This is a genomic window from Streptomyces canus, from assembly GCF_030815415.1.
Classification (GTDB): domain Bacteria; phylum Actinomycetota; class Actinomycetes; order Streptomycetales; family Streptomycetaceae; genus Streptomyces; species Streptomyces canus_F.
In genome coordinates, this window is sequence record NZ_JAUSWW010000001.1 from 8,055,515 (window position 1) to 8,078,341 (window position 22,827).

At 69.2% G+C, this 22,827-nt stretch carries 17 protein-coding genes; 9 read left to right on the forward strand and 8 right to left on the reverse strand.

Annotated elements, in window-relative coordinates:
- Positions 1-13: 13 nt before the first annotated feature.
- Positions 14-1,045, forward strand: coding sequence for an S-methyl-5-thioribose-1-phosphate isomerase (mtnA, locus tag QF037_RS37270; RefSeq protein WP_307032952.1), 1,032 nt, complete (start codon positions 14-16; stop codon positions 1,043-1,045).
- 60 nt (positions 1,046-1,105) lie between these two features.
- Here mtnA and mtnB read toward each other — a convergent pair whose 3' ends face one another.
- From mtnB to QF037_RS37285, 3 genes are read right to left on the reverse strand one after another with little or no spacing between them, the layout of a single operon-like run.
- A complete protein-coding gene (mtnB, locus tag QF037_RS37275) occupies positions 1,106-1,714 on the reverse strand; it encodes a methylthioribulose 1-phosphate dehydratase (RefSeq protein ID WP_307032954.1) in 609 nt (202 codons plus the stop codon).
- Complete coding sequence (gene mtnC / locus QF037_RS37280) at positions 1,711-2,445, reverse strand: acireductone synthase (RefSeq protein ID WP_307032956.1); 735 nt, start codon at positions 2,443-2,445, stop codon at positions 1,711-1,713. The genes mtnB and mtnC overlap by 4 nt, the downstream gene beginning before the upstream one ends.
- Entirely contained in the window at positions 2,442-3,041 is a 600-nt protein-coding gene (locus QF037_RS37285; protein ID WP_307032958.1) for a 1,2-dihydroxy-3-keto-5-methylthiopentene dioxygenase, read from the reverse strand. The genes mtnC and QF037_RS37285 overlap by 4 nt, the downstream gene beginning before the upstream one ends.
- A gap of 524 nt (positions 3,042-3,565) precedes the next feature.
- Between QF037_RS37285 and QF037_RS37290 the strand changes: the two genes are divergently transcribed.
- From QF037_RS37290 to mtnK, 4 genes are read left to right on the forward strand one after another with little or no spacing between them, the layout of a single operon-like run.
- Positions 3,566-4,663, forward strand: coding sequence for a substrate-binding domain-containing protein (locus QF037_RS37290; RefSeq protein WP_307032960.1), 1,098 nt, complete (start codon positions 3,566-3,568; stop codon positions 4,661-4,663).
- Positions 4,650-6,179: a sugar ABC transporter ATP-binding protein gene (locus QF037_RS37295; RefSeq protein WP_307032962.1), complete on the forward strand. Its 1,530-nt coding sequence runs from the start codon at positions 4,650-4,652 to the stop codon at positions 6,177-6,179. Before QF037_RS37290 ends, QF037_RS37295 begins: the two co-directional genes overlap by 14 nt.
- Before the next feature lie 40 nt (positions 6,180-6,219).
- Positions 6,220-7,266 (forward strand): ABC transporter permease, encoded by a 1,047-nt coding sequence (locus QF037_RS37300; RefSeq protein ID WP_307032964.1) that lies wholly within the window; start codon positions 6,220-6,222, stop codon positions 7,264-7,266.
- Positions 7,267-7,281: 15 nt separating this feature from the next.
- Entirely contained in the window at positions 7,282-8,451 is a 1,170-nt protein-coding gene (mtnK, locus tag QF037_RS37305; protein ID WP_307032965.1) for an S-methyl-5-thioribose kinase, read from the forward strand.
- 92 nt (positions 8,452-8,543) lie between these two features.
- On the opposite strand, the gene QF037_RS37310 is transcribed toward mtnK, so the two are convergent.
- The 4 genes from QF037_RS37310 to QF037_RS37325 all read right to left on the reverse strand — a co-directional run bounded on the left by QF037_RS37310 (position 8,544) and on the right by QF037_RS37325 (position 13,730).
- Positions 8,544-10,160, reverse strand: coding sequence for a glycerol-3-phosphate dehydrogenase/oxidase (locus QF037_RS37310; protein ID WP_307032967.1), 1,617 nt, complete (start codon positions 10,158-10,160; stop codon positions 8,544-8,546).
- A 51-nt stretch (positions 10,161-10,211) separates the two neighbouring features.
- Positions 10,212-11,753 carry a glycerol kinase GlpK gene (gene glpK, locus QF037_RS37315; protein WP_307032969.1) on the reverse strand — a complete coding sequence of 514 codons (1,542 nt, stop codon included), beginning with the start codon at positions 11,751-11,753 and terminating at the stop codon, positions 10,212-10,214.
- 75 nt (positions 11,754-11,828) lie between these two features.
- Positions 11,829-12,629 carry an MIP/aquaporin family protein gene (locus QF037_RS37320; protein ID WP_307032971.1) on the reverse strand — a complete coding sequence of 267 codons (801 nt, stop codon included), beginning with the start codon at positions 12,627-12,629 and terminating at the stop codon, positions 11,829-11,831.
- A gap of 336 nt (positions 12,630-12,965) precedes the next feature.
- Positions 12,966-13,730, reverse strand: coding sequence for an IclR family transcriptional regulator (locus QF037_RS37325; protein WP_307032973.1), 765 nt, complete (start codon positions 13,728-13,730; stop codon positions 12,966-12,968).
- A gap of 305 nt (positions 13,731-14,035) precedes the next feature.
- On the opposite strand from QF037_RS37325, the gene metH reads away from it, so the two are divergent.
- From metH to QF037_RS37345, 4 genes are all read left to right on the forward strand, one after another.
- Positions 14,036-17,551 carry a methionine synthase gene (gene metH / locus QF037_RS37330; RefSeq protein WP_307032975.1) on the forward strand — a complete coding sequence of 1,172 codons (3,516 nt, stop codon included), beginning with the start codon at positions 14,036-14,038 and terminating at the stop codon, positions 17,549-17,551.
- Between the two features lie 150 nt (positions 17,552-17,701).
- The gene (locus tag QF037_RS37335; protein ID WP_307032977.1) at positions 17,702-18,403 is read left to right on the forward strand and encodes an HAD family hydrolase; all 702 of its coding nucleotides are present in this window, start codon (positions 17,702-17,704) and stop codon (positions 18,401-18,403) included.
- 422 nt (positions 18,404-18,825) lie between these two features.
- On the forward strand, positions 18,826-20,430 hold the full coding sequence (locus QF037_RS37340) for an ABC transporter substrate-binding protein (protein WP_307032979.1): 1,605 nt from the start codon (positions 18,826-18,828) through the stop codon (positions 20,428-20,430).
- A gap of 67 nt (positions 20,431-20,497) precedes the next feature.
- Positions 20,498-22,078 (forward strand): ABC transporter substrate-binding protein, encoded by a 1,581-nt coding sequence (locus QF037_RS37345; protein WP_307032981.1) that lies wholly within the window; start codon positions 20,498-20,500, stop codon positions 22,076-22,078.
- Positions 22,079-22,152: 74 nt separating this feature from the next.
- Here QF037_RS37345 and QF037_RS37350 read toward each other — a convergent pair whose 3' ends face one another.
- On the reverse strand, positions 22,153-22,824 hold the full coding sequence (locus QF037_RS37350; RefSeq protein ID WP_307032983.1) for a response regulator: 672 nt from the start codon (positions 22,822-22,824) through the stop codon (positions 22,153-22,155).
- Between the last annotated feature and the right edge of the window lie 3 nt (positions 22,825-22,827).

Genomic DNA, 22,827 nt, shown 5'->3' on the forward strand with positions numbered 1-22,827 from the left:
GGAGTGTCCCGAAATGCCCCAGGAATTGCGTGCCGTCGACTGGACCGGAGACGCCCTCGCGCTCATCGACCAGACGCTGCTCCCGCACCGCAATGAGACGAGGGTTGTCCGCGATGTGGACACTCTGGTCGACGCGATCCAGCGGCTCGTGGTGCGCGGCGCGCCCGCGATCGGTGCGGCCGGCGGGTACGGCGTCGCGCTCGCGCTGGTGCAGGGCGAGCGCGAGGACTGGTCGGTGGACGAGGTGCGGGCCGCCGTCGCGCGCATCCGGGAGGCCCGGCCGACCGCCGTCAACCTGATGGTGTGCGTGGACCGCGTGATGACCCGCTTCGACGAGGGCCTCGACGCCGTGCTGGAGGAGGCCGTCGCCGTCCAGCGCGAGGACGTCGAGGCGAACCGGGCGATGGGCGCCCACGGCGCCGACTGGCTGCTCGAAAGGGTGGGCGTGGAGCGGCCGTTGCGCATCCTGACCCACTGCAACACGGGCGCGCTGGCGACGGCCGGGTGGGGCACGGCACTCGGCGTCATCCGCGAACTCCACGCGCGCGGACGCCTCGAGGTGGTCTACGCCGACGAGACGCGCCCCCTGCTCCAGGGATCCCGCCTCACCGCCTGGGAGTTGGTCCAGGAGGGCATCCCGCACTACGTCCAGGCGGACGGTGCCGCCGCCGGCACCATCCTGCGCGGCCAGGTCGACGCGGCGATCGTCGGCGCGGACCGGATCGCCGCCAACGGCGACACCGCGAACAAGGTCGGCACGGTGGGCGTGGCGCTCGCGTGCGCGGACGCCGGGATCCCGTTCCTGGTGGCGGCGCCGACGACGACCGTGGACCTGTCGACCAAGTCCGGCGACGACATCCACATCGAACTGCGCGGCGAGGACGAGGTGTTGGAGTGGGGCGGGGTACGGACGGCGCCCGCCGAGTCGCGCGGCCACAACCCCGCCTTCGACGTGACGCCGGGGCGGCTGGTGACGGGACTGGTGACGGAGCGGGGCGTGCTGGAGGTGGCGTCCGGCCAACTGCCCGGCGATCACCTGCAGTAGAACCCGCGGCACGAAGAAGGGGACCCCCGAGCCCGGAGGTCCCCTTCTTCCTGGCGCCGCTCAGCGCTGCGACAGCTCCAACTCCAGCAGCCACTCCACCACTTCGGTGTGGTGCCGTGCCTGACGGGGATCGGCGCCCCACACGTACAGGCCGTGCCCCGCGACCACCACGGCCGGCATCCGCGGGTCGCGTGCCGCCTCCAGGCGGTCCCCGAGCACCTTCATGTCCTGGCTGTTGGCGATGACCGGCAGCGTCACCTCGACGTCGTGCGCGGGCTGGCCGACGCCCTTGAGCATCTCCACGTCCTTGAAGACGATCCCGCCCGGCTCCCGCCGGCCCATGGCCACGGAGGCGACCGTGTGGACGTGCACCACGGCCCCGGCCCCCGTCAGCGCGGCGACCCGCGCGTGCAGCTCGGCCTCCGCGGACGGCTTGCCGCCCCGCACCGCGGCGCCCTCGCCGTCCACCAACACCACGTCCGCAGGGGTCAGTTCACCCTTGTCGTGCCCGCTCGCGGTGACCGCGAGCCGCAGCGGCTCCCGGGTGAGCACGACGGACAGGTTGCCGGAGGTGCCCCGCATCCAGCCGAAGCCCGCGAAGCGCGCGGACTCGGCGGCGAGGACCGCCCCCGCCTCCTCCAGGTCCAGTTCGGTGATCTCGGCGGTCATACGGTGCTCCCGGTGGTGCTGATGGTGATCTCGTCGAACGCCCCCGCCTCGGCGTGGCCGCCGACGCCCTGCTCGTAGTACGGCTCCCCGGGCCGCCGGATGCCCACCGCGTGCCAGCCGGCCGCGCGGGCCGCGTCCAGCTCGCCGGGGCGGTCGGAGAGGAAGAGGAGCCGCGAGGGCTCGACGCCGGCCGACTCCGCGATACGGCGGTACGACTCCGGCTCCTGCTTGGGTCCCGCGTTCTCGGTGTCGTGGAGACCGGAGACGAGCGAGGTGAGGTCGCCCTCCGGGCTGTTCGTGAACCACGCCCGCTGGGCGGCCACGGACCCGGACGAGTAGACGTACAGCCTCGTCCCCGCCGCGTGCCAGACACGCAGCCGCGGTACGACGTCGTCGTAGAAGTGCGAGACGAGGTCGCCGCGTGCGAAGCCCTCGGACCAGATGATCCCCTGGAGGGTCTTCAGCGGCGTGGCCTTGCGGTCCTCGTCGAGCCAGGTGTTCAGGGCCTTCTCGACCGCGGCCGCGTCGGCCCGCGGATCGCCCAGCTCCTCGCGCACCTGCGCGACGGCCCGCGCCACGTCCGGATCGTCGGCCCGCTCGGTCAGCAGCGCGCCGAAACGCGCGCGCGAGTACGGGTACAGCACGTCGACGACGAAGCCCGTGGCGCTCGTGGTGCCCTCGATGTCGAGCACCACGGCGTCCACGTCGTACGTCAGGCCCCGCTGCGTCACGCCGCGCCCTTGCCGGCCGCGTAACCCGCCGCGATCGTGTCGTAGTCCGGGAAGCGGGAGGCGATCGTCGAGCCGGTGAAGTTGCCGATCCAGCCGTCCTCCTCGTGGAAGAAGCGGATCGCCGTGAACGACGGGCTGGTGCCCATGTCGAACCAGTGAGTGGTGCCGCGCGGCACGCCCAGCAGGTCGCCCTTCTCGCAGAAGACCGCGTGGACCTCGCCGTTCACGTGCAGATAGAAGATCCCGGAGCCGGAGACGAAGAAGCGGACCTCGTCATCGTCGTCGTGCGTGTGCTCCTGGAGGAACTTCGCGCGCGCGGCCGCGGCCTTCGCCGGGAACTCCGGGTCGTCGCTCGGGTGCAGGCCGAGGACGTCGACGGTGGTGAAGCCCTCCTCGGCGTTCAGCTTGTCGATCTCCGGGCCGTACGCGGCGAACACCGTGTCGCTGTCGGCGTCGAACGGGACGTCCTCACGCACGGGCCACTGCTCGTAGCGCACACCGAGCGGCGTGAGGGCCTCGGCGATCTCGGCGGGGTCCGAGGTACGGCGGACCAGCGTCTCGGGGCCGGACTCGGACCAGGTCGTCAGCAGGGTCATGGGAACAACTCCAGGCGTCTGAAAGGGATGTCCGGATACCGAGACAAGCACCGGACGGGCGTGGCAGGAAGAGGGCGGCGACGGACAGCCGGTCAGCCGCGACACGCGGCGCCGGGACAGCGGCGGGGCATGCGCAGCGCTGTCGGGCGTGGCGTCGTCATCAGGGCCTCACTGGTCCGGGGTGGGGTGCCGGTTCCGCGATGGTAACTCGACACGGCAGGTCAACCCGGTGTGACGAAGTTGTTGTCTCAAGCAGTGAGAAAGCGTGTTCAGTGCTTTGACGAATGGCCGGAATCGTTCCCATGATCTGTGCATGAAGACGCTGCTGCTCGTGCGGCGGCTGCACGTGGATCTGCTCCGGACGGCCACGGCCAGCTGTCGCTGACCCCACCCGGAGCCCCGTACGCCCTTGTCGCCGTGGGCCGTCGCCCCTGCTTGAGATGGCGCATTCCTTTCCCTCGCTCCGGGTCGCGAGTTCCCCTCCGCTTCACCCCCTTCGCACCACCCTGCACCTGGAGCCCCTCATGCCCCGTGTCCGCCTCCCCCTTGCCGCGCTCTCGCTGGCCTCCGTCTCCGCGCTCCTGCTCGCCGGCTGCTCGCAGTCCACGGACGCCTCGAAGGGCACCGGCAGCACCGCCGCCTCCGCGTCGGCCGCCACCGGCAAGAAGCCCGCCCCCTTCAGCGACGGCGCGGTCAAGGTCGCCCTGGTCCGGCAGAGCGGCGCCGGCGACTACTTCGAGCAGTGGGGCAACGGAGCCAAGGCCCAGGCCAAGGCCCTCGGCATCGACCTGACCGTGTACGACGCGCAGGCCGACAACGCCAAGCAGGCCACCGATCTCTCCTCGGCGATCAACTCGGGCGCCAAGGCGATCATCATCGACCACGGCTTCCCGGCGACCATCCAGCCGGAGATCGACAAGGCCGTGAAGAAGGGCATCAAGGTCGTCGTCTACGACGTCGAGACGGCCACGAAGGGTGTCGTCTCGACCAAGCAGGACGACGCGAGCATGGCCCAGGCCGTCCTCGACGTGATGGCCAAGGAGGTCGGCAAGGACGCCAAGGTCGGCTACGTCAACGTCGCCGGCTACGCGGCCCTCGACAAGCGGAACACCGTCTGGACCAAGGAACTCGCCGCGCAGGGCTGGAAGCAGGAGTTCAAGGTCGGCAAGGTGACCGACTCCACGGCCACCGACAACGTTCCCCTCGTCTCCGCCGCGCTCACCCAGCACGCGGACGTGGCGGGCGTCTTCGCCCCCTACGACGAGCTGGCCAAGGGCACCGTCCTCGCCGTCCAGAACAAGAAGCTCCAGGACAAGGTGAAGGTCTTCGGCGCGGACGTCTCCAACGCCGACATCCAGCAGATGACCGCCGCCGACAGCCCGTGGGTCGCCACCGCCGGCACCGACCCGTCCGCGGTGGGCGCCGCCGTCGTCCGTACCACCGCACTGGAGCTGGCAGGCCAGCTGAACAAGACCTCCGTCGAGTTCCCGGCCGTCGCCATCACCCAGGACTTCCTGAACAAGAACAAGATCGAGAACATGGACCAGCTCCGCACGGCGCTGCCCGCGCTGAACCTGTCCCAGGTCTCGACCGCGGACTGGATCTCGAATGTCGCCCACTGAGACGACCGAGACGCCCGCGGTCAGCCTCACCGACGTCAGCATGGCCTTCGGAGGCAAGACCGTCCTCGCCTCCGTCTCCCTGGACATCGCACCGGGCAGCGTGGTCGCGCTGCTCGGTGCGAACGGCGCCGGCAAGTCCACCCTGATCAAGATCCTGTCCGGCGTGCACACCGACCACGGCGGCGAGGTGCGGGTCGCGGGCCGATCCGCGGCTCTCCAGTCGCCGCTGGCCGCACGCCAGCTGGGCATCCAGACCGTGCACCAGCGCATCAGCGAGGGCATCGTGCCCGGCCTCACGGTCGCCGAGAACCTGGTCTTCGAGGAGCTGGCGCAGAGCCGGGGCAATCCTTTCCTGAACGGGGGCAGGCTGCTCGCCCGCGCCCGCGAGATCCAGGCCGGCCTCGGCCTGGACTGGAGCGACAGCCTGCTCAAACGGGACGTCACCGAACTCGGCATCTCCGACCGCCAGTTGCTCATCCTCGCCCGCGCCCTGGCCACCCGCCCGCGCCTGCTCATCCTCGACGAGCCGACCTCCGCCCTGTCCGCCGCCGAGGCGGAGCGCCTGTTCGCGCTGGTCGAGAAGATGCGCGACGACGGCATCGCGGTGCTCTACGTCTCCCACCGCCTCGGCGAGATCGACGCGCTGGCCGACCGTCTGGTCGTCCTGCGGGACGGACGTCTCACCGAGGACCAGACCAAGCCCTTCGACTGGGACGCGGCGCTGCGGGCGATGCTCGCCCAGGCCCAGGAGACGACCACGGCCCGCCCGGTCCGCGAGGGGACGTCCGGCGCGGCCGTGCTGTCCCTTCGGGGGGTACGGCTCTTCGCGGGCCGCGCCCCTCTCGACCTGGACATCCGCGCCGGCGAAGTCACCGGTGTCGTGGGCCTGTTGGGCGCGGGCAAGACCGAGCTGGCCCGCGGCCTGTTCGGCGCCGAACCCTTCGCGACCGGCTCCGTCGCGCTCGACGGCAAGGACTTCGCACCCCGGCGGCCCGCCGACGCGATCCGGGCCGGCATCCACCTGGTCCCCGAGGACCGGCACGCCGACGCCCTCGTGCCCGGCTGGTCGCTGGCGCAGAACATCTCGCTGCCGTTCCTGAAGTCCCTGTCCAGAGGGGGGCTCGTCCAGCGCGGGAAGGAGGACGCCCTCGGCCGCGCCACCATCGAGGCCCTCGGCGTCGTCGCCCGCGACGAGCACAGCACCGTGGAGGAGCTGTCCGGCGGCAACCAGCAGAAGGTCGTCGTCGGCCGCTGGCTGGCACACCCACCCCGTGTCCTCATCCTGGACGAGCCGTTCCGAGGCGTGGACATCGGCGCCCGGCGCGACATCGGCCGCCGCGCCCGCTCTCTTGCCGCCGAGGGTGCCGCCGTCCTCGTCCTGTCCGCCGACGTCGACGAGATCCTCGAGATCGCCGACCGGGTCGTCGTCCTCGCGTCCGGTGAGATCCACCTCGACGCATACGGCGAAGCCGCGGAACGCGACCGCGTGATCCAGACCATCGCCGTGTCCGTCTAGCCCCGGCTGACACCGGCCGCCGAAGGAAGCAGTCCCCCTCATGACCACCCAGCAGAGCACCGAGGTCCCGGTGAAGGCGGCGATCCCGCCCGCCACCACCACCGCCGTGCGCGTCCAGAACGCCGTCATCAAGTACGGCTTCATCTTCGTGACGGTCGCGCTCTTCCTGTACTTCGCGCTGAGCGAGGGCTCCTTCCGCGAGTCGGCCACCCTCCTCGACACCCTGCGGTACGTCTCCGTCGCCGCCATCCTCGGCCTCGGCGTCACCCTCACCATGGCCGTCGGCGGAATGGACATGTCCGTCGGCGCGGTGGCCGGACTGGGCGTCTCCGTCGCCGCGCAGACGATGGTCGTCCACAACCAGATCGGCACGGTCGCGATCATCGCGGTGATCGCGGCGGGCGCGGTGGCGGGTCTGCTGAACGCGCTCCTCATCGTGGTGCTGAAGATCCCCGACATGCTGGCCACGCTCGGCACGATGTTCGTCATCCAGGGCACCAAGCTCATCCTGGTCGACGGCCAGTCCATCACCCCGGGCATGACCCTGGACGACGGTTCCACGGCACCCGGCAAGTTCACGGACGGCTTCCTGAAGATCGACCGGGGCACGGTCCTCGGCATCCCCATCTCGGTCCTCGTCTTCGGCGGCCTGACGATCGCCGCCTGGGTCTTCCTCGCCCGCACCCGCTGGGGCCGCGTCCTGTACGCCATCGGCGCCAACCCCGAGGCCTCCCGCCTGGCCGGCATCCGCGTCGGCGCGTACCGCTCCCTCGCCTACGTCATCTCCGGCGTCCTCGCCTCGATCGGCGGCCTGATCCTGGCGTCCCGCATCGGCCAGGGCGATGTGAGCGCCGGAACGTCCCAGTTGCTGGAGGCGGTGGCGGTCGCGCTGGTCGGCACCTCGGTCCTCGGCCGCGGCCGCCCGAACGTCTGGGGCACGGCCCTCGGCGCCGTACTGATCGGCATCATCACGACCGGCCTGACCATCAAGGGCCTGCCGTACTACACGCAGGACGTCGTCGAGGGCGCGGTCCTCATCCTCGCCCTCGTCTTCAGCTTCACCCTGTCCAAGCGCCGCACCGCATAGGGGAGTTCACCGACCATGGGCTACCGCATCCTGGAGACCGACGACATCCCCGCGTACCTGCGCGAGCGGGGCCACTGGGACGAGACGGCCGATCCGCAGGTCCGCGAGGTCTCGGACGGCAACATGAACCGGGTGTTCCTGGCGTCGAACGCCGACGGCACCCGCAGCCTCGCCCTCAAGCAGGCCCTGCCCTGGGTCCGTGTCGCCGGCCCCTCCTGGCCGATGAACCCGGACCGCGCCGACGCCGAGGCACGGGCGTACGAGCAGGTCGCCCGCATCGCCCCGGACAAGATCCCGGCGATCCACGGCTACGACCCGGAGAACTACGCCCTCGTCATGGAGGACATGTCGGACCTGGAGGTGCTGCGGACCCTGCTGAACGAGGGCGCCCCCTACGGTCCGCACACCTCGGCCAGGACCGGCGAGTTCGTCGCCCAGTTCTCCTTCGCGACCAGTGACTTCGGCATGGCGTCGGCCGACCGCAAGGCACTGATCGCCGCCTCGGTCAGCCCCGAGCTCTGCAAGATCACGGAGGACGTGGTCCTGTCGGAGCCGTACATCGAGCACGAGCACAACCACTGGCACGAGGGCCTGGACGACCTGGCGCGGGAGTTCCGCGCCGACAGCCGGCTGCGCACGGAGGTCGCCGACCTCCGCCACACCTTCATGACCAGCGCCCAGGCCCTCCTCCACGGCGACCTGCACACCGGCAGCATCATGGTCGGCGAACGCGAAGGCGCCCCCGTCATACGGGTCTTCGACCCCGAGTTCTCCTTCGTCGGCCCGATCGGCTACGACCTCGGCCTGTACTGGGCCAACGTGCTGGTCTCGGAGGAACGGGCGCGAGCGCTGGACTCCTTGAGCGACCACGCCGACCAGCTCGGTCTGTCGTGGACAGCGTTCGAGACAGAGTTCCGCCGCCTGTGGCCGACCCGCGTCGACACCTTCTTCGACGACGCGTACCTGGACCGCTTCCTGCGCAAGGTCTGGACGGAGTCGATCGGCTACGCAGGCACGGAAATCATCCGCAGAATCATCGGCTTCGCCCACCTGACGGACCTCACAACGCTGCAGGACCCGGTCCCGGCATCGCGCAGGGCACTGCTGTTGGGTCGCGAACTGGTCGTGCACAGAGGTGAGTTGAGTAACCCGAACGATGTAAGAGCGCTGGGATCGCTTACCTAGGGGCGCGGGGCTGTATCGATGTGCGGCTCCGCCACGACACGCGAAAGGGGCGGCTCCCAAACCAAGGAGCCGCCCCTTCAACGCCGTACCGCCTACTTCTTGTCGAGCAGATCCTGCACCTTCGCGCGGACATCGTCCGTGGCAAGCCCCCGGATCGTCAGCGTCGTACGCCGACGCAGCACATCGTCCTGCGTCTCGGCCCACTCGTTGTCCCGCGCGTACACGACCTGCGCCCAGATCTCCGGGGCGTCCGGGTGCACACGCTCACCCAGCTCCGGGTTCTCGTTCGCCAGCCGGGCGATGTCGAACGCCAGCGAACCGTAGTGCGTGGCCAGGTGCTTCGCCGTGTCCGCCGCCATCCGCGGACCCGGCGCCGGGTTGTCGACCAGCAGCCGGTGCGCGACCGCCCGCGGGTTCGCGACACCCGGCAGCGGCAGCTTCTTCGGCAGCGAGGAGATCGGCTCGTAGTCGTCACCCAGCGGAGCGCCCGGCAGCGACTCCAGCTGCTTCATGACCGTACGGCCGATGTGCCGGAAGGTCGTCCACTTGCCGCCCGCGACGGACAGCATGCCGCCCTTGCCCTCGGTCACCACCGTCTCCCGCTTGGCCTTCGCGGTGTCGCCGGGGCCACCCGGCAGCACGCGCAGACCCGCGAAGGCGTACGTGATGAGGTCACGGTCGAGCTGCTGGTCCCGGATGGAGAACGCGGCCTCGTCGAGTATCTGGGCCGTGTCCTTCTCGGTGACCGAGACATCCGCCGGGTCGCCCTCGAACTCCTCGTCCGTGGTGCCGAGCAGCAGCATGTCTTCCCAGGGGAGGGCGAAGGTGATGCGGTACTTGTCGATCGGGGTGGCCAGCGCGGCCTTCCACGGCGCCGTCCGCTTCAGGACCAGGTGCGCGCCCTTGGACAGACGGATCGACGGGGCCGCGTTCGGGTCCTCCAGCTTGCGCAGGTGGTCGACCCACGGGCCGGTCGCGTTGAGGACGAGACGGGCGCTGACGCCGAACTCGTCGCCGGACTGGCGGTCGCGCAGCTCGGCGCCCGTGACCCGGCCCTTGGTGAACCGCAGGCCGGTCACCTCGGCGTGGTTCAGGACCACCGCGCCCGCCTCGACGGCCGCGCGGACCGTCATCAGCGCCATGCGCGCGTCGTTCATCTGGTCGTCGCCGTACACGGCGACGGCCTTGAGGTTGTCGGTGCGCAGCTCGGGCACGTCCTGCGCCGCCTTGGCCGGCGAGAGGAGGTGGCCGACGCCGTCACCGAACGCGGAGAGCGCGGAGTAGGCGAAGACGCCCGCCCCGAGCTTCGCGGCGCCGTGCGGCCCGCCCTTGTACACGGGGAGGTAGAACGTGAGCGGGTTCGCCAGGTGGGGGGCCACCTGGCGGGAGACCGCACGGCGCTCGAAGTGGTTCTCCGCCACCAGCCGCACCGCGCCGGTCTGCAGATAGCGCAGACCGCCGTGGAGAAGCTTGGAGGAGGCGGAAGAGGTGGCACCGGCGAAGTCGCCGGCGTCGACCAGGGCCACCCGCAGGCCGGACTGCGCGGCGTGCCAGGCAGTGGAGATGCCCAGGATGCCGCCGCCGATCACGAGAAGGTCGTACGACGCCTTGGAGAGCTGCTCCCGGGTCTCGGCGCGGCTCGGGTTGGAGCCGGAGGCCGGGCGCGTACCGAGGGCAGGCACGGACTGCAGGGTGGTCTGACTGGTCATTTCGGGTTCTTACTCCTCATCAGAGCGTGCTGAGCCTACGAGTGGCTCTCGTCAGCTCTCTTCGTCCTCAAGCCAGCCCATCGTCCGCTCGACGGCCTTGAGCCAGCTCTTGTACTCACGGTCGCGCTTCTCCGCGGCCATGTTGGGGGTCCACTCGGCGGCTCGGCGCCAGTTGGCGCGCAGGTCGTCGGTGCTGGTCCAGAAGCCGACGGCGAGACCGGCGGCGTAGGCGGCACCGAGGCAGGTCGTCTCGGCGACCATCGGGCGGACCACGGGGGCGTCCACGAAGTCGGCGAGGGTCTGCATCAGCAGGTTGTTGGAGGTCATACCGCCGTCGACCTTGACGGCCGCGAGCTCGACACCGGAGTCCTTCGTCATGGCGTCGGTGATCTCACGGGTCTGCCAGGCCGTGGCCTCCAGGACGGCGCGCGCGAGGTGCGCCTTGGTGACGTACCGGGTCAGGCCGGCGATCACACCGCGGGCGTCGGAGCGCCAGTACGGGGCGAACAGACCGGAGAAGGCCGGCACGAAGTAGGCGCCGCCGTTGTCCTCGACCGAGAGCGCGAGCGTCTCGATCTCGGCGGCGGTGGAGATCAGGCCCATCTGGTCGCGCATCCACTGCACCAGCGAACCGGTGACGGCGATCGAGCCCTCGAGGGCGTAGACCGCCTTCTGGTCGCCGATCCGGTAGCCGACCGTGGTGAGCAGGCCGTTGTACGAGTTGACCGGCTTCTCTCCGGTGTTCATCAGCAGGAAGGTGCCGGTGCCGTACGTCGACTTGGCCTCGCCCTCGGCGAAACAGGTCTGGCCGAACAGGGCCGCCTGCTGGTCACCGAGCGCGGACGCGACGGGGATGCCACCGAGGATGTCGCCGAGCTTGCCGCCGGTGACCTCGCCGTACACCTCGGCGGAGGAGCGGATCTCGGGCAGCATCGCCAGCGGCACGCCGATGGACTCGGCGATCTTCTCGTCCCACTCCATGCTGTGGAGGTTCATCAGCATGGTGCGGGAGGCGTTGGTGACGTCGGTGACGTGCCGGCCGCCGTTCACGCCGCCGGTCAGGTTCCAGATGACCCAGCTGTCCATGGTGCCGAAGAGGATGTCGCCGTTCTCGGCGCGCTCGCGCAGACCCTCGACGTTGTCGAGGAGCCAGCGGGCCTTGGGGCCGGCGAAGTACGAGGCGAGGGGGAGGCCCGTCTCGCGGCGGAAGCGGTCCTGGCCGACGTTGCGGCCGAGCTCCTTGCAGAGCGCGTCGGTGCGGGTGTCCTGCCAGACGATGGCGTTGTGGACGGGCTCACCGGTGTTCTTGTCCCACAGCAGCGTGGTCTCACGCTGGTTGGTGATGCCGATGGCCTTGATGTCGTCGCGGGTGATGCCGGCCTTCTGGATGGCCCCGGCGACGACCTCCTCGACGTTGGTCCAGATCTCGTTGGCGTTGTGCTCGACCCAGCCCGGCTTCGGGAAGATCTGCTCGTGCTCCTTCTGGTCGACGGAGACGATACGTCCGTCGCGGTCGAAGACGATGCAGCGGCTGGAGGTGGTGCCCTGGTCGATGGCGGCGATGAAGGGGCCGGCGGTGTGCGCGTCGGTCACGGTGTGCTCCTGGGAGGTCCTAGGTCGGAAAGCTGTGGGTACCGCGTGCTGCGAGGCTTGTGCTGCGAGGGTTTTCTAAGCAAAAGCGACGTTGTAGATACCCGCAGCGATCGCGCCGCCGATCAGCGGACCGGCCACCGGGATCCACGCGTAGCTCCAGTCCGAGCCGCCCTTGTTGGGCAGCGGAAGGAGGGCGTGCACGATACGCGGACCGAGGTCACGGGCCGGGTTGATGGCGTAGCCGGTCGGGCCACCGAGAGACAGACCGATCGAGACGACGACCAGCGAGGTGATCAGAGCGCCCAGGGTGCCCAGGCCGTTGCCGCCGTCGTTGAGGCCCTGCGTGAGGACGGCGAGCACCAGCACGATGGTGCCGATGATCTCCGTGGCCAGGTTCTGCACCACGTTCCGGATCTCCGGACCGGTGGAGAAGATGCCGAGGACCGGACCAGCGCCCTGTTCCTGGGCTTCGACCGCCTTGGTCTTGGTGGCCTGCGCACCCGGACCGCCGACGATTTCCTTGTCGGTGAGGTGCGCGTGGAACTGGCCGTAGTAGGCGACCCAGACCAGGGCTGCGCCGATCATGGCGCCGAGGAGCTGCCCGCCCCAGTAGGTCGGGACCTGGCTCCACGGGATGCCGTCGTCCTTGAGCGCGAGCGCCAGCGTGACGGCCGGGTTCAGGTGCGCGCCGGAGAGCGGCGCGGAGGTGTAGACGGCCGTCAGTACGGCGAAACCCCACCCGAAGGTGATGGCGAGCCAGCCCGCGTTGCGGGCCTTGGAGGCCTTCAGCGTGACGGCGGCACAGACGCCGCCGCCGAGCAGGATGAGTATGGCGGTACCGATGGTCTCGCCGATGAAGATGTCGGAGCTGGACACCCGCGACTCCTTTGTCCTTCGTCCAGGGGACCGAACCCCGGGTCCCTCCGGAGGTTCGAGCTGCTCTCGGATGAGAGCTGTGCCGGCCCTTGGCGTTGTCACACTCTAGCGCGTATTGCCGGTAGGTGTTCGACAATGCCGACCGATGGACGGGAGTCTCGCTCCGGCGTTACATGTGCGTCAAGGGTTCTGTTATCGAAAGCGCGATCGTTATTGATGCTGCGAGCTGTCGATCTTCACAAGGGGCTGCTAAGGGGCCCCGTCCGATATGTCCGCTTCAGGGTACGGTCGGAACCGGAACGCCGTCAGGGCGTCCCGGTGTGCTCTTACCGACTTCTAGAACCGCCCGGCACCCAGGTCCCGCGACACCGCGCGGGCACAGTCCCGTACCGCCGCGATCAGCTCGGGACGCAACTCGCCGTCCCGGCACAGCCGTTCCACGGCCCCCGTGATGCCGACCGCGCCCACCGGCATCCGACGCCGGTCGTGGATGGGGGCGGCCACACCGGCCACGCCCTCCCAGGTCTCCTCCACGTCCACGGAGTAGCCACGCGCGCGTGTGATGTCGAGGATGTTCTCGAAGGCGTCCAGCTCGGACACCGTGCGATCGGTGAACGCCTTGCGGTCCGCCTCGATGGCCTCACTGTGCGCCACCGGGTCGTACGCCGACAGCACCTTCCCCAGCGCCGTGGAGTGCAGCGGCTGCATGGCCCCGATCTCCAGCACCTGCCGGCTGTCGTCGGGCCGGAAGACGTGGTGCACGATCAGCACACCCTGCTGGTGCAGGACACCCAGATAGACGCTCTCGCCGCTGGACCGGGCCAGATCGTCGGTCCACACCAGCGCGCGCGCCCGCAGCTCGTGCACATCGAGATAGGTGGTGCCCAGGCGCAGCAGCTCGGCGCCCAGCTGGTACCGCCCGGACGCATCGTCCTGCTCGACGAACCCCTCCAGCTGCAGAGTGCGCAGGATGCCGTGCGCGGTGCCCTTGGCGAGGCCCAGGGCCGAGGCGATGTCCGAGAGGCCGAGCCGCCGCTCGCCGCCCGCGAGCAGGCGCAGCATCGCGGCCGCCCGTTCGAGCGACTGGATGTTCCGTGCCATCGCCGTTCTGCCTCCGTCCCCTTCGCCGTCGACCCGCGACGTCGCTGCCGCCGTTCGGCAATGTCGAACACTACTAGTCCATGCCGACCAACCGCCAATGGTCGTACGACACCTTTAAGTCACTCCTGCTGCACGCTCGCGTCACTCGTATCCCGGGAATGAGCTGCCCGTCATCCTCGTCCGTCCCGTGGACGCTCCGCCCGTCCGGGCCGGGTCCCGGCTACCCTGACGGCGTGCGCCCGCTGTGGGAAGCCCCACGGCAGGACGCAAAGCCGACAGCCGTCGCACCCACAGGGAGCCCTTTCATGGCCTCGTTGCCACCGACCCCTTCCGCCGACAGCCGGACCCGCGCGTCCGCCCTCCGCGAGGCACTCGCCACCCGTGTGGTGGTCGCCGACGGGGCGATGGGCACCATGCTCCAGGCCCAGGACCCCACGATGGAGGACTTCCAGCAGCTCGAGGGCTGCAACGAGATCCTCAACGTGACCCGGCCCGACATCGTGCGCTCGGTGCACGCCGAGTACTTCGACGCGGGCGTCGACTGCGTCGAGACCAACACCTTCGGCGCCAACCTGAGCGCCCTCGGCGAGTACGACATCCCCGAGCGCATCACCGAGCTGTCCGAGGCCGGTGCTCGCATCGCCCGCGAGACGGCCGACGAGTACGCGGCCCGGGACGGCCGCCAGCGCTGGGTCCTCGGCTCGATCGGCCCCGGCACCAAGCTGCCCACGCTCGGCCACATCACCTTCGGTGCCATCCGTGACGCGTACCAGCAGAACGCCGAGGGCCTGCTCGCCGGCGGCGCCGACGCGCTCCTGGTGGAGACCACCCAGGACCTCCTCCAGACCAAGGCCTCCGTCATCGCCGCCCGCCGGGCCATGGAGACGGCCGGATACGACGTCCCCCTGATCGTCTCGGTCACGGTGGAGACGACCGGCACGATGCTCCTCGGTTCGGAGATCGGCGCCGCGCTGACCGCGCTGGAGCCGCTCGGCATCGACATGATCGGCCTGAACTGCGCGACCGGGCCCGCCGAGATGAGCGAGCACCTGCGCCATCTCGCCCGCCACTCCCGCATCCAGCTGTCCTGCATGCCCAACGCCGGCCTCCCGGTCCTCACGAAGGACGGCGCCCACTACCCCCTGACCGCGCCCGAGCTGGCCGACGCGCAGGAGAACTTCGTCCGCGACTACGGCCTGTCCCTCATCGGCGGCTGCTGCGGCACGACCCCCGAGCACCTGCGCCAGGTCGTCGAACGGGTACGCGACCTCGCACCCACCGAGCGCGACCCGCGCCCCGAGCCGGGCGCCGCCTCCCTGTATCAGACGGTGCCGTTCCGGCAGGACACGTCGTACATGGCGATCGGTGAGCGGACGAACGCCAACGGCTCGAAGAAGTTCCGTGAGGCGATGCTGGAGGGCCGCTGGGACGACTGTGTGGAGATGGCCCGGGACCAGATCCGCGAGGGCGCGCACATGCTGGACCTGTGCGTGGACTACGTCGGGCGTGACGGTGCCGCCGACATGCAGGAGCTGGCCGGCCGCTTCGCCACCGCCTCCACCCTGCCGATCGTGCTGGACTCCACCGAGGTCCCCGTCATCCGGGCCGGGCTGGAGAAGCTCGGCGGCCGCGCGGTCATCAACTCCGTCAACTACGAGGACGGCGACGGCCCCGAGTCCCGGTTCGCCAAGGTCACCAAGCTCGCCCAGGAGCATGGTGCCGCGCTGATCGCGCTGACCATCGACGAGGAGGGCCAGGCCCGCACCCCGGAGCACAAGGTCGCCATCGCCGAGCGGCTCATCGAGGACCTGACCGGGAACTGGGGCATCCACGAGTCGGACATCCTCATCGACACCCTGACCTTCACCATCTGCACCGGTCAGGAGGAGTCCCGCAAGGACGGCATCGCCACCATCGAGGCGATCCGTGAGCTCAAGCGCCGTCACCCGGATGTGCAGACCACCCTGGGGTTGTCGAACATCTCCTTCGGCCTGAACCCGGCCGCTCGGATCCTGCTCAACTCGGTGTTCCTGGACGAATGCACGAAGGCGGGTCTGGACTCGGCGATCGTGCACGCCTCGAAGATCCTGCCGATCGCCCGGTTCAGTGAGGAAGAGGTGCAGACCGCCCTCGACCTGATCTACGACCGGCGCGCCGAGGGCTACGACCCGCTCCAGAAGCTGATGGCGCTGTTCGAGGGCGCCACTGCGAAGTCGCTGAAGGCGGGCAAGGCCGAGGAACTGGCCGCCCTGCCGCTGGAGGAGCGCCTCAAGCGCCGCATCATCGACGGTGAGAAGAACGGCCTGGAGGCCGACCTCGACGAGGCCCTTGAGTCCCGTCCGGCCCTGGACATCGTCAACGAGATTCTCCTGGACGGCATGAAGGTCGTCGGCGAGCTGTTCGGCTCGGGGCAGATGCAGTTGCCGTTCGTCCTTCAGTCCGCCGAGGTGATGAAGACCGCCGTCGCCCATCTCGAACCGCACATGGAGAAGACGGACGACGAGGGCAAGGGCACGATCGTGCTGGCCACGGTCCGCGGTGATGTCCACGACATCGGCAAGAACCTCGTCGACATCATCCTGTCCAACAACGGCTACACCGTCGTCAACCTGGGCATCAAGCAGCCGGTCTCCGCCATCCTGGAAGCCGCCGCGGAGCACCGCGCCGACGTGATCGGCATGTCGGGGCTGCTGGTGAAGTCCACGGTGATCATGAAGGAGAATCTGGAGGAGCTCAACCAGCGCGGGCTGGCAGCCGACTTCCCGGTCATCCTCGGCGGAGCCGCCCTGACACGTGCGTATGTCGAGCAGGACCTGCACGAGATCTACGAGGGCGAGGTCCGCTACGCCCGCGACGCCTTCGAGGGCCTGCGCCTCATGGACGCCCTGATCGGCGTCAAGCGGGGCGTACCCGGCGCCAAGCTTCCCGAGCTGAAGCAGCGCAGGGTACGCGCGACCGCCGCCGTCGAGGTCGAGGAGCACCCCGAGGAGGGCCACGTCCGTTCCGACGTCGCCGTCGACAACCCCGTGCCCACCCCGCCGTTCTGGGACACCCGCGTCATCAAGGGCATCCAGCTCAAGGAGTACGCCACCTGGCTCGACGAAGGCGCCCTGTTCAAGGGGCAGTGGGGGCTGAAGCAGGCCCGCGCGGGCGACGGACCGACGTACGAGGAACTCGTCGAGACCGAGGGCCGGCCCCGGCTGCGCGGACTGCTGGACAAACTCCAGACGGAGAACCTGCTCGAAGCGGCCGTCGTCTACGGCTACTTCCCGTGTGTGTCCAAGGACGACGACCTGATCATCCTCGACGACCAGGGCAACGAGCGCACCCGCTTCACCTTCCCGCGCCAGCGCCGCGGCCGCCGGCTGTGCCTGGCGGACTACTTCCGCCCCGAGGAGTCGGGGGAGACGGACGTCGTCGGCCTCCAGGTCGTCACCGTCGGCTCCCGGATCGGCGAGGAGACGGCGAAGCTGTTCGAGGCCAACGCCTATCGCGACTACCTCGAACTGCACGGCCTGTCCGTGCAGTTGGCCGAGGCGCTCGCCGAGTACTGGCACGCGCGCGTGCGTTCGGAACTGGGCTTCGCCGGTGAGGACCCGGGCGAGATCGAGGACATGTTCGCCCTGAAGTACCGGGGCGCCCGCTTCTCCCTCGGCTACGGCGCCTGCCCGAACCTGGAGGACCGCGCCAAGATCGCCGACCTGCTCCAGCCCGAACGCATCGGCGTCCAGCTGTCCGAGGAGTTCCAGCTGCACCCCGAACAGTCCACGGACGCGATCGTGATCCACCACCCCGAGGCCAAGTACTTCAACGCACGCTGAGGCACCCCTCGACCGTGACTCCGGTGTGCCCCTGGGCACACCGGTTAAACAAGGCATGTCGTCGTACCGCGACGTACACTGGTCGGTCCACCGCAGGCCGGCTCCCTTCCTGGGAGCCGGCCTGATCGTCCCTCAAGGAGGTGCGCCAGGATGACCAGCACGGTCCCCGCGCCAGTAACCCGAACGGCCGAAGGCTCAGCCCTGCAGGCGGTGCTCCTCGACATGGACGGCACCCTCGTGGACACCGAGGGGTTCTGGTGGGACGTCGAGGTCGAAGTCTTCGCCGGCCTCGGCCACGCCCTCGACGACTCGTGGCGCCATGTGGTGGTCGGCGGCCCCATGACCCGCAGCGCGGGGTTCCTGATCGAGGCCACCGGTGCCGACATCACCCTCGCCGAGCTGTCTGTGCTGCTCAACCAGGGGTTCGAGGACCACATCGGCCGCCACCTGCCGCTGATGCCGGGCGCCGCCCGGCTGCTGGCCGAGCTCGCCGAGTACGAGATCCCCACGGCCCTGGTCTCCGCCTCGCACCGGCGCATCATCGACCGGGTGCTCACCACGCTCGGGCCCCAGAACTTCGCGCTCACGGTGGCGGGGGACGAGGTGGCCCGGACCAAGCCGCACCCCGACCCGTACCTCTTCGCCGCCGCCGGTCTCGGCGCGGATCCGGCCAGATGCGCGGTCGTGGAGGACACCGCGACCGGTATCGCGGCGGCCGAGGCCGCGGGCTGCCATGTCGTGGCCGTGCCCTCGGTCGCACCCATCGCCCCGGCCGCCCGGCGCACCGTCGTGACCTCGCTCGAGGAGGTGGACCTGGCATTTCTGCGCGGTCTGATGACGGAAATGCGCTGAGCGTTCACCCAGCGTGCGGCACCGATAGAGGCCGCATTTCCGGGGCCCGCACGCAAAGGAATTCGCGGCTCGATGGATGGCCGAATTCCGGTACGGGAACAAACCGTTGATGATGTGACGTTCCCCACGCGACGGGGGATCGACACTCGATGAGGTGTGTGCATCGACGCCCGGTTCGGGCGGCTTGCGCGTGCCCTTGTGTCCCGATTGATGGGACCCTGCACGAATCCTTCCCCTGTCGGGTTTTCAATGCGTCCACGCCCGGTTTCGCTGCGTGATGGCAGCTCAACTCCGGTGGCCGCCAACCCTCGTGCAGGTGCGGACTAATCTCGTCGCGAGAACATCGACGAAACCCCCGTGATCCGCCGCACCACCCATGCATGCCGGGTACACGGACTCAACAGCTCTGGAGAAACTCGAGCATGAACCGCAAGACTTTGGTGCTGCCGGCCGTCATCGGTCTGCTCGTGCCGGTACTCGCCGCGTGCGGCGGGTCCGACGGCGGCAGTGGCGGCGGGGACGGAATCGTCGTCGGCACCACGGACCGGTTCACCGCCTCGCAGGAAGCCCCCGCGCCCCTCGACCCGGCGTACGCCTACGACGTCGGCACCTGGAACATCCTGCGCCAGACCGTGCAGACCCTGATGATCCAGCCGCGCGGCGAGGGCGAACCCGTGCCCGAGGCCGCCGAGAGCTGCCGCTTCACCGACACCGGCAACGAGCGCTACGCCTGCACCCTGCGCAAGGACCTGCAGTTCGCGAACGGCGACGCCATCACGGCCGAGGACGTCAAGTACTCCATCGACCGCGCCCGTTCCCTCAAGGCCGACAGCGGTGTCTTCGCCCTGCTGTCCACCATCGACACCGTGGAGACCAAGGGCGACCGCGAGGTGATCTTCCACCTCAAGACGGCCGACGCCACGTTCCCTTACAAGCTGTCGACCCCCGTCGCCGGCATCGTCAACCCCGACGACTACCAGCGCGGCAAGCTGCGCGACGGCTTCGACGTCGACGGCTCCGGCCCGTACACCATGTCGGCCGACGTCAAGAACGACGAACTCGTCGACGCCGTGTTCACCAAGAACCCCCACTACACGGGGACGCTGAAGGTGAACAACGACAAGGTCGAGCTGCGCTCCTTCGAGGACGCCGACGCCATGGGCACCGCCCTGAACGACGGTGACATCGACGTCATGTCCCGCACCATGTCGCCGGAGCAGATCGAAAAGCTTTCCCTCTCCTCGGACGACGACGTCGACCTCGTCGAGATGCCCGGCCTGGAGATCCGCTACCTGGCCTTCAACACCGACGCCGCGACCGTCAAGACCAAGGCCGTGCGCCAGGCGATGGCCCAGATCGTCAACCGCAGCGAACTCGTCTCCAAGGTCTACGGCTCCGAGGCCGAACCGCTGTACTCGCTGGTCCCGGCGAGCATCACCGGCCACTCCAACGCGTTCTTCAACAAGTACGGCGACCCGAGCAAGGCCAAGGCCCAGGCGCTGCTGACGAAGGCGAACATCACCACCCCGGTCAAGCTGACCCTGCACTACACGACCGACCACTACGGCGCCGCCACCAAGAACGAGTTCGAGCAGCTGCAGAAGCAGCTCAACGACAGCGGCCTGTTCGACGTCAGCATCAAGGGAGCGCCCTGGGCGACCTTCCGCCCCGCCGAGCAGAAGGGCGAGTACGACGTCTACGGCATGGGCTGGTTCCCCGACTTCCCGGACGCCGACAACTACATCGCGCCGTTCCTCGACAAGGACAACTTCCTCGGCTCGCCGTACGCCAACAGCGAGATCCGCAACACCCTGATCCCGGAGTCCCGTCGCGAGGCCGACCGGCTGTCCGCCACCAGCAGCCTGACGAACATCCAGGACATCGTCGCCAACGACGTCCCCGTGCTGCCGCTGTGGCAGGGCAAGCAGTACGTCGCCGCCCGCGACGACGTCACTGGCACCGCCTATGTCCTCAACTCCTCCTCGACCCTTCAGCTGTGGGAGCTCAGCCGTGGCGTGAGCGGCTGATCCGATCCCTGCCCGGGCCGCGGACGACGGCCCCGGGATTCGCCAACCGACGACAAGGCATCCGCAAGTGAACATGCGTAACCAGTGGCCGGTCCTGCCGATGCTGGCGGGGCTGGCCTCCGGCCTGCTGACCGGCTGCGGTACGGAGAACGGGGGCTCGGGGAGCGACGGCTCCGGCGTGGTGATGGGGATGTCGGACGACGTCCTGGCCACCGACCCCGCGTCCGGCTACGACCCCGGATCCTGGCTGTTGTTCAACAACGTCTTCCAGTCGCTGCTGAGCTTCCCCAAGGGCGGCACGGAGCCCGAGCCCGAGGCCGCGGAGAGCTGCGAGTTCAGCGACACCGGGACCACGGTCTACACATGCAAGCTCAAGGACGGCCTGCAGTTCAGCAACGGTGACTCCCTCACCTCGGAGGACGTCAAGTTCTCCTTCGACCGCATGCTGAAGATCAACGACGACGACGGTCCCGCGATCATGTTCCCCATGCTCGAAAAGGTCGAGACGCCGGACGAGAAGACGGTCGTCTTCAAGCTGAACACGCCCGACGCCACCTTCCCGAGCAAGATCGCCTCCGGTGCCGGCTCCATCGTCGACCACCAGCAGTACGACGCCGACGGGCTGCGCAAGGACGGCGAGGCGGTCGGCTCCGGCCCCTACAAGCTGGACTCCTTCGGCGACGACGAGGCCGTCTTCTCCGTCAACGAGAACTACAAGGGCACCGCCGACGTACAGAACTCCGGCGTCACCCTGAAGTTCTTCCACGGCAAACAGGACGAGCTCAAGCAGTCCCTGATCGACAACAAGATCGACATCGCCTACCGAGGCCTCAGCGCGAGCGACATCGCCGACATCGAAGCCGCCGGAACCGACGCCGGCGTCGAACTCGTCGACGGCACCAGCGCCGAGGTCCAGCACCTGGTCTTCAACATGAACGACCCGGTCGCCGGACAGCTCGGCGTACGCAAGGCCATCGCCTACCTGCTCGACCGCGATGCCCTCATGACCGAGGTCTACCAGGGCACCGCCACCTCGCTGTACTCGATCATCCCGGCCGGTATCGCGGGCCACAACACGGCCTTCTTCGACACCTACGGCGCCAACCCGTCCACGACCAAGGCCGCCGCGGCCCTGAACGCCGACGGCATCACCGGCAAGGTCAAACTGACCCTCTGGTCCACCCCCACCCGCTACGGCCCGGCCACCGACCAGGAACTCAAGGCGATCGCCGGACAGCTCAACAAGAGCGGCCTGTTCGACGCCGACGTCAAGTCCGTCGACTTCGAGCAGTACGAGAAGGACATCGCCGACGGCAAGTACGGCGTCTACGTGAAGGGCTGGGTGCCCGACTACCCGGACCCCGACAACTTCACGGCCCCCTTCTTCGGCAAGGGCAACGTGCTGGCCAACAACTACCACAACAAAACGATCACCGGCACCCTCATCCCGCGCACAGCCGCCCAGAGCGACCGCGCCGCGACCGACAACGACTACGGCCGCCTCCAGGACCTGGTCGCCGAAGAGCTCCCGGTCATCCCGCTCTGGCAGGCCAAGCAGTACGCGGTCGTCCGCGACGACGTCTACGGACTGGAGTACTGCCTCGACGCCTCGACGGTCTTCCGCTTCTGGGAGATCAGCAAGGGCTGACGCCGGACCTCCGGACACGACGAAGGGCGCCTCTTCTCACGAAGAGGCGCCCTCGGCCGTTCTACGACGTGCTCCTACTGCGCGCCGGGGCGCACCAGACCGCTCTCGTACGCGTACACCGCCGCCTGCACCCGGTCGCGCAGCCCCAGCTTGGTGAGGACGTGACCCACATGCGTCTTCACCGTGGTCTCGCTCACGAACAGGTCCGCGGCGACCTCGGCATTGGACAGCCCACGCGCCACCAGCTTCAGCACCTCGACCTCACGGTCGGTGAGCGTGTGCAAGGCGTCCGGGACGGGGTCGTCGCCCGAGGGCAGATGCGTGGCGTACTTGTCGAGCAGCCGGCGCGTGATGCTCGGCGCGAGCATCGCCTCACCGGCGGCGACCACCCGGATCGCCTGCACCAGCTCGTTGGCCGGGGCATCCTTGAGCAGGAAACCGCTGGCCCCCGCCCTGAGCGCCTCCACCACGTACTCGTCGAGGTCGAAAGTGGTCAGCACCAACACCTTCGCCGGGCCGTCCCGCCCGGGGCCGGTGATCTGCCGGGTCGCCTCCACACCGTCCATCCGCGGCATACGGATGTCCATCAGGACCACATCGGGCTGCAAGGCCCGCACCTGGTCGAGCGCCTGGAGCCCGTCACCGGCCTCGCCGACCACAGCGATGTCCTGCTCGGCCTCCAGGATCATCCGGAAGCCGGTGCGCAGCAGCGGCTGGTCGTCGACCAGTAGGACGCGGATGGCCACGTA